We start from the raw sequence: 14,645 nt of genomic DNA, 5'->3' as shown, positions 1-14,645 counted from the left end.
CATTTTGGTGATCAGGAAAGCGCGGCGTGAATTGCGCGTAGTGACGCTTGCAGAATTTCATCGGCTGGTTGCCGACCATCCAGTTCAAGGATCCTGGCGCCATTGAATGTCAGTTGCGGCGTAACGGCGATTTTTTCCTGTAACGCTGCCAGTTGGTGGTCAGGTTTACGCGCAAACGCGGTTTGTTCATCAATGCCAAGACGAATCAACAATACAGGCAAATAAGACGCCATCCATTGGTACAGCTTCAGCTCACGCTGCCTTAACATTTTTATCCAACCGTTACCGCCCGTGGTTTTTGCCAATTGCGGGCCATCAAAGCGGAAACCCGGCACTTCAACCTGCGGGTAGCGGTCGGTGATGAGCAGATAGCCTTGCTGGTTTTTACACAACATTTTGCGAAACTTGTACGCCCGCCAGCAGGAAAGCAGATAGATAACCAGCGCAGTAATATTGCCAGGCGGTGTTGAGGGCTTTTCGTGCACATGTGCCGCTTTACTTCGCAAATAACGCCCAAAAGGTGCGCCAATAACAGGTAGCTGTGAAATCCATTCGCCAATTCGCCCGGACGATTGCCCGAGATAAATGTGTTCTGTTGGCATTCTTGATGCCAGTTCATTTACCAGGCTTGCCGTGAGGGTCGATTTACCTGAACCATCACATCCTACAATGGCAATAACACGCACTGGCGTGGAATTAATTATTGACATATTACGTTGATTCACGAAAAACCCGGCAGCAAATAATGTATTGAATATTACGTGGTCCGTGCTCAGAATATCCGTTCAACCTTATTGTGACAATGGTTAATTGTGACATTGACCTGAATTACGCTTTCATCAAAAACATATTAACCAAATAAATATTTTGGATGGATATTTAAATTTAAGGATATATTCATGCAGTCAATAATACCTCCATTAATTGCCGTTATTGGTAGCGATGGTTCAGGCAAGTCAACGGTGTGTGAACATCTTATTACCGTTGTCGAAAAATATGGTGCTGCCGAAAGGGTTCATTTAGGAAAACAGGCCGGAAATGTCGGTCGTGCAGTGACAAAATTACCGTTGATGGGAAAATCCTTACATAAAACAATTGAACGAAATCAGGTAAAAACAGCAAAAAAATTGCCTGGACCAGTTCCGGCGCTGGTAATTACAGCGTTTGTCGCCCGTCGCTTACTGCGCTTTCGTCATATGCTTGCCTGTCGTCGTCGCGGGTTAATTGTTTTAACCGACCGTTATCCGCAGGACCAGATTCCTGGCGCTTATGATGGTACGGTGTTTCCGCCTAACGTTGAAGGTGGTCGTTTTGTCTCATGGCTGGCAAGTCAGGAACGTAAAGCATTTCACTGGATGGCGAGCCACAAGCCCGATCTGGTCATCAAACTCAATGTTGACCTTGAAGTTGCCTGCGCGCGTAAACCCGACCATAAACGGGAATCGCTGGCGAGGAAGATTGCCATAACGCCACAGTTAACCTTTGGTGGTGCACAACTGGTTGATATCGACGCCAATCAGCCACTGGAAAAGGTGCTGGTTGATGCAGAAAAAGCGATTACGGATTTTATGACCGCGCGTGGTTATCACTAGTGAAAAATGGAAATGCCCGATCGCCAGGACCGGGCATTTTCAGGAAGGTTAAATCAACTGCAATGCTATCCAGTACAACCCACCAGAAAGAAAAATCGCCGCCGGTAAAGTAAATACCCACGCCATCAGGATGCTGGTTACCGTTTTACGCTGTAACCCACCGCCGTCCACCACCATCGTTCCTGCTACGGCAGATGAGAGTACGTGTGTTGTGGAGACGGGCATCCCAATATAACTGGCAAGGCCGATAGACACTGCCGCCGTCATTTGTGCCGCCATGCCTTGCGCATACGTCATGCCGCGCTTACCAATCTTCTCACCGATGGTCATCGCTACACGACGCCAGCCAATCATGGTGCCGATGCCGAGCGCCAGTGCTACCGCCATGATGATCCATACCGGTGCGTACTCAATGGTGCTTAACATATCGCTGCGCAGTTTTTTCAGCAGGTTCTGGTCTTCTTTACTGACGCCTGGCAGTTTCGCCAGCTTCGCGGAGGTATCAGAGATGCACAGCATAATGCGGCGCAGCTGGCTGCGCTGACTCACGCTTAACGGCTCGTAACTTTCCATATTGCCTGGCAGCATCGTTTTAACGCGCGCAATCGCATCAAAGGTATTTGCCGGATGACAGTGAAACTCCGTCACTTGCGCGCCATCAGTCGATGCCGCAGGCAATGGAGGTTCCATCGTAATCAACTTCTGCGGCAGTTCAGGATGCTGTTGCAGGTAGTGTTCGAAGTTGGTGACGGCATCGCGGGTACGGGTAATTTCATAGCCGGACGCATTCATATTGACGACAAACCCGGCGGGAGCAATCCCCACCAGCACCAGCATCACCAGACCAATTCCTTTCTGCCCGTCGTTCGCGCCGTGCGAAAACGCCACGCCCGCAGCGGAAACAATGAGGGCAATACGCGTCCAGAATGGCGGCTTACGTTTGCCTTTTTTCTTTTTGCGATCTTCAGGAATACGATGAATACGGTCACGCTTTTTCGTCCCACTCCAGAAACGGCGTAGCAGAAAAATTAGCCCCCCCGCAATCACCAGCCCCACGATGGGAGAGACAATGAGTGAAGAGAAAATCTTGGTGACTTCGCGCAGGTTTAACGCATCCATCACCGACGAGCCGGTTAACAGCGCGTTGGTTAAACCAATGCCGATAATCGCACCAATCAAAGTGTGCGAACTGGAGGCCGGTAAACCAAAGAACCACGTTCCCAGGTTCCAGATAATCGCCGCCAGCAGCATGGAAAAGACCATCGCCAGACCGTGAGTTGACCCCATATTCAGCAACAAATCGGTTGGCAACATATGGACGATGGCATAGGCAACGCTAAGCCCGCCAAGCAATACGCCAAAAAAGTTAAAAAATGCCGCCATGACCACAGCAAGCTGTGGTTGCATGGCACGGGTATAAATAACGGTTGCCACCGCATTCGCCGTGTCATGAAAACCATTGATTGCTTCATAGAACAACACAAATGCCAGAGCAAGTAATAACAAAAGCCCCGTATATATATCAAGGCCAACAAATAAATTTAGCATATATTAGATTACGCCATTTTGAATTTACGAACGGAGGCATTATCAGTGACTTTCACGGCGTGGGCAAAGTGAAATATCATTTTTTAACGATAAAAAGCGTGTTATTTCTTGTGTATCAGACAATAAGCCTTCATTCAAAACCTTTAGAAATAATCAAAACACAGGTATTTCACTTGTTAATATATTCATATATAAAATGAATAAATATTGAAATATATAAATATTGAATATTTTGATTAATCCCCGTACTGATTATTCTTCATAATCAGTACGGGGTTGCTACAACATGTATTACTCTTTCACCACAATTAACGGTTCAATATCACTCTCTTTTTTGATGACCAGTGATTCATCACCGCGCAAACACGTCCCACCGTAGTTGCCGCCAACGGTGAAAGTACATACCTGAATGTATTTACCGTCCACTTTCGGCAAACACCACAGTTGCTGGTAAATATTTTTCTGTTCGGCAAATTTACCACTGGTTTTGTCCAGCACCTCTTCATGATGGCTGACCAGGTCAATGTTGCTACCACAGCGCCCGGCAATCGGTTTAACGGCATAACCGGTTTTAACCAGCTCATCATTCACGGTGAAGTCAGTATCCAACAGATAACGATGGTGCGGGAACAGCGACCAGAGGATCGGCAGAATCGCTTTGTTGCCGGGGATCACCGTCCACAGCGGCTCAAAGACCAGCACTTCCGGGCGCAGCAATACGTCGATAAGACGCACTTCATTTTGCGGATGACCGGTCCGAATCGGCACTGCGGCAAATTCACGGTCGCTCACTTCGCGGATTTGATCAAATGCCGTTTCCCACGCCCAGGTTTTCCATACGCAGTTAACCTGTCGCCCTTCTCCATCAATCAGTTGCCCGGCAGCATCCCAACGCAGTTCCTCTAACCCGCGTAAAATACGCGTTTCAAAGCCTGCTTGTTGCAGCGCCTGCTCCATAAACTGCGCGTGATAGTTTTCCTCGATATCTTTGTCCTGCATGATATGGACAAACGGACGTGCACGACTGTGTTTCCAGGCACCAGCCAGTTCGTTAATCAGTCCTTCCGCAGGATTGAAGCCGTTGCCTTTATAGCCCTGCTCCGCCCAACGTTCGAGGATCAAGCCCGCTTCGGTATGACAGGAGGCAGAATCGGCGTTGTATTCGTAGACTTTCAGGCCACGTTCATCCATGCAGAAATCCATACGACCAGTGATCATATGATGACGGCGACGCTGCCAGGAGAGACGCAAACGTGGCCAGAGGATTTTCGGAATGTCGAACAACGCCAGCAGGTTGTCATCTTTCAGCACCTTGTCGGTGGCGTGAAGATACATCAGGTGCAGCTCGTTGGTGGCTTTAATCAACTCCTGCTCGGCGCTCTCGGTAATGGTGTAGTAATGATACGGATCCTGATTGATCACCTGACCGTTGGCCTGTACATAGGCGTTTTGCAGCGGATCTTTTTCATCCAGCCATTTACCGTCAAACTGGCCTTTGTTTTCCAGACGCGCCCCGCTGATTTTCAGCAGTTCGCCTGCAATTTCCGGCTGTGGCAAGCTGTATTCGGTATCTTCCGTCTGGATCATCCAGCCCAGAATAGTGGTGTCATCGAAGGTGTCTTTCAGGGTATAGCCGCCGTTTTCGACCACCATCTCCAGCTCGCGTGTCCACTGTTGTCCTTGCGGCAACGGGGTATGAATCACGTTCTGTTCCGCAATACGGACTTTGTTGCCATGCAATTGGGTAATGATGGCGACATGGCCAGTGTCTTTAAATTCACCGCCTTTATCCCAGATAAGAAGCGCCCCCGCTACCGGTGCACGCGGCGAACCGTTAGGAAATGCCTGCAATGGCAGGATGTTGTCATTGACCACTTCACGCAGGAAGCGCAGTGAGAAAATCTCCCATGCCATACCCACGTCAGTGAAGACTACACCGTAGTTCAGAAAGAGAAAACGGCGAGCAAATTCAACGCATTGCCATTTGTGGCCCATATATTCATCGTCGATATAGCTACGGAATACGGCGTCATCTTCGTATTCCTGCGGATCGAGAGAACTGTAATCTGAAGAGTAGATTGCTACCCCACCTGGGGCGTAGCCCAATAATGTCCCGAACGGGGCATCCTGGCTGGTCGTTCCTTTGCTCATCACTTTACCTTTAACAATACAACCTAAGCAGTTGGCGTAATTGTTGTGCTCTGATTACCTGCTCAGCGACATTAACCGGACAGAGGTCAGACTAATCATACACCTCATCGCAGCGGCTGGCGCAAAGGGTTAAAAAATTCACATTCTGTACAGCAAGTGACCTGCTACACTGCTTCAACACTACCACTCAGAAGGCAACTCACTATGACAGACAATACTTATCAGCCCGCGAAAGTCTGGACGTGGGATAAATCCGCTGGCGGCGCGTTCGCCAATATCAATCGCCCGGTTTCTGGTCCGACGCATGAAAAAACGCTGCCGGTGGGCAAACATCCATTGCAACTTTATTCGCTGGGAACGCCGAACGGTCAGAAAGTAACGATTATGCTTGAGGAGCTGCTGGCACTGGGCGTTACTGGTGCAGAGTACGACGCCTGGCTGATTCGCATTGGCGATGGCGATCAATTCTCCAGCGGCTTTGTCGAAGTGAACCCGAATTCGAAGATCCCGGCATTGCGCGATCATACCCATAATCCGCCGATCCGCGTGTTTGAGTCAGGCTCGATTCTGCTTTATCTGGCGGAGAAATTTGGCTACTTCTTGCCGCAGGATCTGGCAAAGCGTACTGAAACGATGAGCTGGCTGTTCTGGTTACAGGGCGCGGCACCGTTCCTCGGCGGTGGTTTTGGTCACTTTTACCATTACGCGCCGGTGAAAATTGAGTACGCCATCAACCGCTTTACTATGGAAGCCAAGCGCCTTCTCGACGTGCTGGATAAGCAACTGGCGCAGCATAAGTTTGTTGCGGGCGATGAGTACACCATTGCGGATATGGCGATTTGGCCATGGTTTGGCAATGTGGTGTTAGGCGGCGTATATGATGCCGCAGAGTTTCTTGATGCGGGCAGTTATAAGCATGTACAACGCTGGGCGAAAGAAGTGGGCGAACGTCCGGCAGTGAAGCGTGGGCGTATTGTTAACCGCATCAACGGACCGCTGAACGAGCAGTTGCATGAACGCCATGACGCCAGTGATTTCGAGACGAATACGGAAGATAAGCGTCAGGGGTAATGGTTAGCGTTCGTCGCAGCAAGCCATCCAGACCAATGTAGGCCGGATAAGGCGTTCACGCCGCATCCGGCAATCGAGCACAATGCCTGATGCGACGCTGCCGCGTCTTATCAGGCCTACAAAAGCTAATCATCACGCGCTGGTAATGTCGTAATCCATTTGGCGCAGTGCGTCTAATGTGGCTTTGGCTTCGTCTTCATCGATAATGCTCATGGCAAATCCGACGTGTACCAGTACCCACTGGCCCAGCAGATCGGCAGGGTTACCTTCACAAATCAGGGCGATATTCACGTCGCGCTTGATACCACATACTTCAACCTGCGCAAGCTGGTGAATATCTTCACCGACAGCCAGCACCTGGCCTGGAACGCCAATACACATTGTTAACTCCGGTTATTCAACTTCAATACTTTTGACGATTAGCGAATCGCCGGTATCGACACGCAACCGCTCGCCATGACAGATCGGACACTGCGCATCGTGCTGATGAATCTCCACCACCTGGCTGCAATCCCAACACCAGGCCTGGGCGGGTTTATAGACGATATGTAAATCGCACCCTTGCGCTACCGTTCCGTGGCAGACAATTTCAAAACTAAAACGGACGGCGCTCTCCTCAACGCAGGAGAGTGCACCAATTTCCAGCCACACGGCGGTGACGCGCTTAACATCGTGCTGCTCCGCCTGCCGTTGGATAATTTCAACGGCGCTCTGGCAAAGCGACAACTCATGCATTTTCGCCACTCCTGCGGCCAAATAGCAGGGCACGACGCCCTGCGTGTGGTACATCCGGATTGGTGACTGGCAGCGAAAGGATCATTCGGGCGCAGTCATCCGTCAGCCGTTGGCCCTCTTCAATCGACATGCTGTGCGAAAGCGGCGACATCAGCGAGCAGGAGAGGTATTGCGAAACACCATCCAGTTCACCAACAGTAAAGGTCATAGTGCCATACGGCAGTTGCAGACCAATTTTTTCACTCACTTTGCGCAGCGGCCAGAGTTGATCCGGGCCGGGGAAGATAACTGCACTCAGCATCCACGGGGTGATCACACACCCCGTCCACTGACCTTCGAACAGCGTAAAGTCAGAAACATACACCGGCATTGAAGGATGCAGAAAAGAGAGATCATGCATCGAACGCCGGGCAATTTCTTCAAAAGCTGCCTGTACTTGCACCTTCGGGGAGGTCTGGAAACCTGCTATCTCTTCAGTCATGAGTCGCCTCCCGTGGGATAGCTTCCACGCCTGATTCGCGCAGCGCAGCCAGAACCTGCTCAAGCGCAGGTTCAATCATCGCTTCGACCGTCGGCGTCAAACCGATGTGCGGCTCCAGTGATTCCGGGATCACGCCGACCAGGGTCAGCTTTTTCGGAAACTCGCCGGTGAAGCGCAGGGCCGACAATACGTCGGCCAGGCCAAGCTGATGCGGAGAGATTTTGTTGGTAAACAACGCCGGAACTTCTTCATCCCGCAGGATCATCATCGTTCCCGGCGCGTTCTTTTTCGAGACAATGGCATCCGCAATAATCAGATGATCGCGATTTGCCATGTCGCCAAGCAGCTCCATTCCCGCCGTGCCGCCATCGAGGATCTCAACATAATCCGGCAGAATGTATCGTTGCTCTAACGCTTCAACAATCCGCACACCGATGGCTTCATCGGTCAGCAAAATATTGCCGACCCCTAAGACTAAAATACGCATTACAGAACCTTCACTGAAACCACTTCGTTGCCGTCGGCATCCACTACGTGTACCGCACAGGCCATGCACGGGTCGAAGGAGTGAATGGTACGCACCACTTCCAGCGGTTTATTCGGATCGGCAACCGGTGTACCCACCAGCGACTGCTCGTAAGGACCGACGTCATCATTGAAGTTACGCGGGCCAGAGTTCCAGGTTGATGGAACAACTGCCTGGTAGTTGCTGATGATACCGTCTTTGATCACCATCCAGTGAGAGAGCATACCGCGCGGTGCTTCGAGGAAGCCTACGCCTTTGAACTCACCCGTTGCCGGAATGTTCGGCTTCACAAAGGTGGTGTGATCGCCTTTGCCGATATTGGTGATCAGTGCACTGTATTGATTTTGCAGGATATCCTGCAATTCACAGCAGTGAACGGTACGACCAATAATACGGCCCAGCGTGGAGTGCAACTGCGCCACTTCCAGCGTGTTGCCAGTCAGTTTCTGATAAATCGCAACGATTTCATTCAGTTTGTTCTGGGTAGACTCGCGTCCTGCCGCCAGTTTCACCAGCATATTAGCCAGCGGACCCACTTCTACCGTTTTGCCGTAGAAAGTCGGTGATTTCACCCAGGAATATTTACCGTCGTCAGACCAACCATCATAAGCCGGAATGGTGGTACCTTCCCACGGTGCCTGCGGCGCTTCGTCTTTATACCAGGAGTGCTTCGCGCTTTCCTGAATCCCTTTGATCAGGTATTCATCGGAATGAGAAGTGATCGGACGATACGAGGACAGATCCGCATTCTCAATGTAGCCGCCCGGGAACAGGAAGCTGCCATTTTTACTGTCGGTCGGGAATTCCGGCACGCTCAGGTAGTTCACCGCACCTTTACCGCGCGTCAGCCATTCCGGGTAGAACGCAGCGATAACTGCAGTATCAACCTTGTAAACCTGCTCAACAAAGTCGCTCAGCTTGTCGATGAAGGACTTGATGTACATCAGGCGCTCAAGGTTCAGCACACCCAGACCGTCGAGGTTGATCGGGTTCGCGACACCACCTACCGCCAGGTTCTGAATATGCGGCGTTTTACCGCCCAGCAGCGCCACAACGCGGTTAGCGTCACGCTGGCACTCCAGCGCCTGCAGGTAGTGCGCTACCGCAATCAGGTTCACTTCCGGCGGCAGTTTCATTGCCGGGTGACCCCAGTAGCCATTGGCGAAAATACCCAACTGACCGCTGGCAACCAGATCTTTGATCTTGTTCTGAACTTTGGTGAACTCTTCCGGGCTGTTCAGATGCCAGGTCGAAACGCCTTTCAGCATTTCGGAGGCTTTGGTCGGATCGGCTTGCAGTGCAGAAGTGATGTCCACCCAGTCCAGCGCCGAAAGCTGATAGAAATGAACAATATGGTCATGCGTGGTGTGCGCAGCCAGAATGATGTTACGGATGTATTGCGCGTTAACCGGAACGTCGATATTCAGCGCACTTTCTGCCGCACGAACGGAAGACAGCGCGTGAGTGGTAGTACATACGCCACAGATACGTTGCACAATCATCCATGCATCGCGCGGATCGCGGTTTTTCACGATCTCTTCCATGCCGCGCCACATGGTACCGGAAGCCCATGCTTTCGAAACGACGCCATTTTCGATTTCGCAATCGATGCGTAAATGCCCTTCAATACGGGTTACCGGATCAATAGTAATTCTCTGGCTCATGCTTTGCTCGCCTCATGACGATTATGATCGTTTTGTTTTAAAGGAGGAAGTATCGGCAGTAGACGAATGAGTACGATATAAGCGCAAATCTCAATAGCCACAAAACCAATAGAAATCAACAGTTCTTCCCAGGTCGGGAAGTAGGCGTAACCGCCACCCGGGTTGAATGCCACCAGCGAATAGGTCAGACGCCAGGTTGCACAACCTAACAGTGCACTCAGTGCTGACAGGAACAGCATGCGGGAATCATTACGCAACTTCGCCACACGCAGAACGACCAGCGGGAAGAGCATCAGCAGGACTTCAATCCAGAACATCACGGAGTAGAAGTCACCGGCAAACGCTAACGACAGCTTGTCGCGATAGATAAGCTCGCCAAAGCGCAGCACGATGAAAATCGCCAGCAACACACTGATGGTATTGGTCAGCTTAACGAACAGACTCTTTTCATCCGGACCGTTGCCACGCAGACCCGCCTGCACCAACGAACCTTCAAAGATGACAATCGAGAAGCCCATGATGAACGCCGTCAGCAGCGAGAACAGCGGCAACATTTCATAGCTTTGCCACAGCGGATGCACCTTGTAGCCCGCCGAGATCATCAGCGATCCCATTGAAGACTGGTGCATAGTTGGCAGCAGCGCACCAAGCGCGATGATAAAGAACATCACCTTGTTCAGACGTTTGAGTGACAGCTTCCAGCCCAGACGTTCAAACAATGCCGGAGCAAACTCCAGTGCCATCACACCGATGTAGATGGTCATACAGACCGCCGTCTCGAACAGTACCGAGTTCACGTTGAAGTGACCCGGAATGTAGAAGTACGGCAGGTTCCAGTAGCGACCCACGTCGATAGTGATCGACAAGCCACCCAGTGAATAACCAAACAGACTCGCCAACAGCGCCGGACGCACCAGCGGATGGTATTGCCCACGGTTAAAGACGTATACTGCCCACGCCAGCGCCCAGCCGCCACAGGCAAAGCCGGTACCGATCAGCAGGTCAAACGCGATCCACACGCCCCACGGGAAGCCGCCGTTCAGGTCGGAGACAGAGCCCAGACCGAACACCAGACGCTTCACAATCAGGAGCATACAGATGACGATTAACGGTCCAAAAATCATGACCGGTTTACTGATGATTTTGCCGCCCAGCGGTTGTGGATCATGACTCATGATCGTCTCCTCCGTCGTGATGGTCGTTTTTAGTGTTGCGACGAACCAGCACGGTTAAGCCCGCCAGCACAGCCAGTGGTAGCATCATGCCTTTATACAGGGTGTGTTGGACATGTTCGGAACGCGCACCAGTAGAAAGATCGTCCAGTTTCGGCAGGTCGAGATTTTCATAAGGCACACCCGTCAGTACCAGAACCTGAGTACCGCCGCCCTCTTTCTCGCCGTACAGATGCGGATAATATTTCGGCACCGTATGCAGGTAAGTGTCGCCAGATTTCAGCGTCTGACGCGGATAGTGGTATTCGCTGCCCGGCTTCAGCGCCAGACGTTTTTTCGCCTCCGCCATCAGCTCTTCACGCGTACCAAAAATCACCGCGCCCGCCGGGCACACTTCTACGCAGCCAGGCAGACCGCCTTTATCGAGACGTTCCACACCTTTCTGGTTGCACAACTCGCACTTATGCAGCGCACCAAACGGGTTGTTGTAGTCGTACTTCGGCACGTTGTATGGGCAGGCGACCATGCAGTAACGGCAGCCGGTGCACACATCTTTGTCGTAATGGACAATGCCGGTTTTCGGATCTTTTTTCAGCGCAGAGACCGGGCACACAGAGACACAGTTCGGATCGACGCAGTGCATACACTGTTTCTTAATGTACGCGTAGCCATTCTCCTCCTGGTCTTTGTTGACCCCTGTGCCGCTGGTCCACACCTGAATGATGTTATTGGTATACGGCGACAGTTTGTCGTTGTTCGACCAGGTCTGTTCCCCTTGCGGGTTACGTTCAGGGAAGTTGATATCCTGACACTTGGTGACGCAAGCCTGGCAGCCTACGCACAAGGTCGAGTCGTACAACATCCCCAGCGATCCCGGAATTGGCGGGCGGTTTTCAGCAGCCGCATGACTGACAGACGGCAGCGCGCCCGTCAGCAATGCCCCGCAGGAGGCTGCTTTAATAAAATTACGTCTGTTCACGGTTATTCTCCCCGTGAGTCAGCGTTATCTTTCTTTTGCTGACGACCCAGTTCACGCACCGCCATCACGCTGACACCGGCAACCAGCCCAACCACACCGCCGAGCAAACCAATAGCGCCTGCCGAGACGTTGCCGCCTTCTTTAGCGTTAACGTCCGGTTTCTGTGAACGCGGAGTCTGGTTTTCGACGTTGGCAAGCTGATGGATGCCTTTATGGAAGCCGATACCTTCTTCGTTACAGCCATAGCACGGGTGACCAATCGCTACCGGCCACACGCCGCCAACATCGCAGAATTGCAGCGTTGAGCAGTTGCCGTAAGTTTCTGGCCCTTTACAGCCGAGGTGGTACAGGCACCAGCCTTCGCGGTGACCTTCATCACCGAACTCTTTGGCAAAACGACCAGCATCGAAGTGCGGGCGACGTTCACAGTGTTCGTGAATCAGACGACCATAGGCGAAAGTCGGACGGTTTTTGTCATCCAGTTTCGGCGGTTTGCCGTAAGTGATGATGTGCGCAACGGTCGCGAGGAAGTTGTGCGGGTTCGGCGGGCAGCCAGGAATATTGATAACGGTTTTGCCCGGTAGAACTTCTTGCAGGCTGACTGCGCCAGTTGGGTTAACTCCAGCTGCGGCAACACCGCCCCACGCAGAGCAGGAACCGATAGCGATAATGGCTGCTGCGCCTTCCGCCGCTTTGCGGATGTGATCCACAATCGGCTCACCGGCAACCATGCAATAAATACCGTTATCTTTTAATGGGATGGAACCATCCACCACTAACACATACTGCCCTTTGTACTTCTCGAGAGCGTTATGTTTGTTCTCTTCGACCTGATGACCGAAGGCGGCGGAAAGCACTTCGTGATACTCCAGAGAGATAGTCTCCAGCACGAGGTTTTCTACCGTTGGATGCGTTGCACGAAGCAGAGATTCCGTACAACCGGTGCACTCCTGCGCGCCAATCCAGATAACTGGCGGACGCTGCGGGTTAGTAACCGATTCGGCCATCTCTGCAGCGGCTTTGCTACTTAACCCCATGGTGGCGGCTAATGCTGCACAAAGCTTCATGAAATCACGACGGTTAATGCCGTGAGAATGGATGAGGGTGTTATCTCCAGTCATTTATAGTTATTCCGTTGCGAAGACCTGGCATATATTTTGCCTCAATCGCAAAATCAATAATGCGATCGATGCGCCATTTACCACACATTTATTATGGTTATCGATATCATGATACTGCGGCGGGGCACTAAAACGAAGGGAAGAAGCATTAGTGTAATTAATTAAAGCAAGATAATACGTATGTTTGATCAATTTTCTAGGCGATAACCGGCCATAAAAAAGCGCAACGTAGAACAGGAATTATTCTCACGAAAGAAATCCATTACCATCTCTTTATCCAGTCCATAACGGCGCGTCAGAATACCCGCTTCCCAGGCGCTAAGCTGGCGATCTCCGGTCTTTTCGTACATCCGGTGTGAGTAGCCTAATACAAAACCGCGTTTATAATCGGCACAGAATTTTGTCACATTAACCGCACTGTCAGCATGCGTTGCTTTTAATCCCGCCATTAAGCCTTTACCAAAATGGTTATTCATCGTTCACCTCATTCGTTATATATTGTCATATATAGCGATATTTTAGGCAAAGAACGACATTTGCGCACGCTATTTTTTCATGCTTGTTTAAGACGTAATCCTGTAAGAGATAAACCCATCAGGAGAGATATTTATCGAACCATTTCAGCGTCCTTTGCCAGGCAAGATCGGCGGCAGATTTGTCATAACGGGGCGTGGAATCATTATGGAATCCGTGATTAACCTCCGGATATATATACGCCTCATAGACCTTATTATTGGCTTTCAACGCCGCCTCGTAAGCGGGCCAGCCCTCGTTGATTCGGCTATCCAGTTCAGCGTAGTGGAGCAGTAAAGGCGCTTCAATCTTCGCCACATCGGCAGTGGGTGCCTGACGCCCATAAAACGGCACCGCGCAGGCCAGTTCCGGATACGCGACTGCTGCCGCGTTCGATACGCCCCCGCCATAGCAAAATCCGCTAATACCCACTTTGCCTGTCGCTTGCGGATAGCGTTGCATAAACTCAATTGCGGCAAAGAAATCATTCATCAGTTTGGTTGGATCAACCTGCTGTTGCAGTTCGCGGCCTTTATCATCGTTACCAGGATAGCCACCTACTGAGCTTAAACCGTCTGGCGCCAGGGCGATGTACCCCGCCTTCGCCACTCGCCGCGTCACATCTTCGATATACGGATTCAGCCCTCGATTCTCATGCACCACTACCACGGCTGGCGTTTTGCCGCTCATTTTTGCGGGCTTCACCAGATAACCCCGTACCTCGCCGTGACCATTTGGCGAGGGATACGTGATGTACTCTGCAACAATTTCCGGGTCGGTAAACTCTACCTGAGTCGCCAGCGCATAATTTGGCTTGAGCAAATCAAACAGCGCTAATGCCGTCATCCCGCCCACTGCATACTTCGCCGCAAGGTTGAGGAACTCACGTTTCGAGATTTTCCCGTGAGCGTAATAGTCGTAGTAATCCAGCAACTCTTGTGGGAAATCTTTGGCGGTTAAACGCGGCATCGTTGCACTCCTCAACTGGTGTTTTTTTAAGCAAAGCATAAGCGCGTGTTTTTGCCCAGTTTTTCGTCACTCTGTGAGCCAGACTACGGGATACGCGCTGGCGAATCGCTAAACTAGAAACAT

At 51.3% G+C, this 14,645-nt stretch carries 15 protein-coding genes; 2 read left to right on the top strand and 13 right to left on the bottom strand.

The window, feature by feature from the left end; all coding sequences use genetic code 11:
- Positions 1 to 11: 11 nt before the first annotated feature.
- Positions 12 to 725, bottom strand: coding sequence for a dTMP kinase (yghS, locus tag EAS44_RS04510; RefSeq protein WP_001076282.1), 714 nt, complete (start codon positions 723 to 725; stop codon positions 12 to 14).
- 174 nt (positions 726 to 899) lie between these two features.
- Between yghS and yghT the strand changes: the two genes are divergently transcribed.
- Entirely contained in the window at positions 900 to 1,592 is a 693-nt protein-coding gene (gene yghT / locus EAS44_RS04505; RefSeq protein WP_001190683.1) for a dTMP kinase, read from the top strand.
- Positions 1,593 to 1,640: 48 nt separating this feature from the next.
- On the opposite strand, the gene pitB is transcribed toward yghT, so the two are convergent.
- Both pitB and gss read right to left on the bottom strand, forming a co-directional pair.
- Positions 1,641 to 3,140 carry an inorganic phosphate transporter PitB gene (pitB, locus tag EAS44_RS04500; protein ID WP_000933275.1) on the bottom strand — a complete coding sequence of 500 codons (1,500 nt, stop codon included), beginning with the start codon at positions 3,138 to 3,140 and terminating at the stop codon, positions 1,641 to 1,643.
- Positions 3,141 to 3,431: 291 nt separating this feature from the next.
- Entirely contained in the window at positions 3,432 to 5,291 is a 1,860-nt protein-coding gene (gss, locus tag EAS44_RS04495) for a bifunctional glutathionylspermidine amidase/synthase (protein ID WP_001331684.1), read from the bottom strand.
- Positions 5,292 to 5,495: 204 nt separating this feature from the next.
- Here gss and yghU point away from each other — a divergent pair, with 204 nt between their 5' ends.
- Positions 5,496 to 6,362 (top strand): glutathione-dependent disulfide-bond oxidoreductase, encoded by an 867-nt coding sequence (gene yghU / locus EAS44_RS04490; protein WP_001331683.1) that lies wholly within the window; start codon positions 5,496 to 5,498, stop codon positions 6,360 to 6,362.
- Between the two features lie 132 nt (positions 6,363 to 6,494).
- On the opposite strand, the gene hybG is transcribed toward yghU, so the two are convergent.
- The 10 genes from hybG to yghX form a co-directional block, all read right to left on the bottom strand.
- The gene (gene hybG / locus EAS44_RS04485) at positions 6,495 to 6,743 is read right to left on the bottom strand and encodes a hydrogenase maturation factor HybG (RefSeq protein WP_000334896.1); all 249 of its coding nucleotides are present in this window, start codon (positions 6,741 to 6,743) and stop codon (positions 6,495 to 6,497) included.
- A gap of 12 nt (positions 6,744 to 6,755) precedes the next feature.
- Complete coding sequence (gene hypA / locus EAS44_RS04480; protein WP_000544952.1) at positions 6,756 to 7,097, bottom strand: hydrogenase maturation nickel metallochaperone HypA; 342 nt, start codon at positions 7,095 to 7,097, stop codon at positions 6,756 to 6,758.
- Positions 7,090 to 7,578 carry a hydrogenase-2 assembly chaperone gene (hybE, locus tag EAS44_RS04475; protein WP_000134031.1) on the bottom strand — a complete coding sequence of 163 codons (489 nt, stop codon included), beginning with the start codon at positions 7,576 to 7,578 and terminating at the stop codon, positions 7,090 to 7,092. Before hybE ends, hypA begins: the two co-directional genes overlap by 8 nt.
- A complete protein-coding gene (gene hybD, locus EAS44_RS04470; RefSeq protein ID WP_001221940.1) occupies positions 7,571 to 8,065 on the bottom strand; it encodes a HyaD/HybD family hydrogenase maturation endopeptidase in 495 nt (164 codons plus the stop codon). The genes hybE and hybD overlap by 8 nt, the downstream gene beginning before the upstream one ends.
- Positions 8,065 to 9,768, bottom strand: coding sequence for a hydrogenase 2 large subunit (gene hybC / locus EAS44_RS04465; RefSeq protein WP_000083065.1), 1,704 nt, complete (start codon positions 9,766 to 9,768; stop codon positions 8,065 to 8,067). Before hybC ends, hybD begins: the two co-directional genes overlap by 1 nt.
- Complete coding sequence (gene hybB, locus EAS44_RS04460; protein ID WP_000017687.1) at positions 9,765 to 10,943, bottom strand: Ni/Fe-hydrogenase cytochrome b subunit; 1,179 nt, start codon at positions 10,941 to 10,943, stop codon at positions 9,765 to 9,767. The genes hybC and hybB overlap by 4 nt, the downstream gene beginning before the upstream one ends.
- On the bottom strand, positions 10,933 to 11,919 hold the full coding sequence (gene hybA / locus EAS44_RS04455; protein WP_001081868.1) for a hydrogenase 2 operon protein HybA: 987 nt from the start codon (positions 11,917 to 11,919) through the stop codon (positions 10,933 to 10,935). The genes hybB and hybA overlap by 11 nt, the downstream gene beginning before the upstream one ends.
- Positions 11,920 to 11,921: 2 nt before the next feature.
- Complete coding sequence (gene hybO, locus EAS44_RS04450) at positions 11,922 to 13,040, bottom strand: hydrogenase 2 small subunit (RefSeq protein ID WP_000145410.1); 1,119 nt, start codon at positions 13,038 to 13,040, stop codon at positions 11,922 to 11,924.
- A 188-nt stretch (positions 13,041 to 13,228) separates the two neighbouring features.
- Positions 13,229 to 13,516 (bottom strand): DUF2623 family protein YghW, encoded by a 288-nt coding sequence (yghW, locus tag EAS44_RS04445; protein WP_001059136.1) that lies wholly within the window; start codon positions 13,514 to 13,516, stop codon positions 13,229 to 13,231.
- A 118-nt stretch (positions 13,517 to 13,634) separates the two neighbouring features.
- Complete coding sequence (gene yghX, locus EAS44_RS04440) at positions 13,635 to 14,522, bottom strand: YghX family hydrolase (RefSeq protein ID WP_001350729.1); 888 nt, start codon at positions 14,520 to 14,522, stop codon at positions 13,635 to 13,637.
- Between the last annotated feature and the right edge of the window lie 123 nt (positions 14,523 to 14,645).

The organism is Escherichia coli DSM 30083 = JCM 1649 = ATCC 11775 (assembly GCF_003697165.2).
GTDB lineage: Bacteria > Pseudomonadota > Gammaproteobacteria > Enterobacterales > Enterobacteriaceae > Escherichia > Escherichia coli.
Note: the sequence above shows the minus strand (reverse complement) of the source record. Positions and strands in the feature narration are given on the sequence as shown.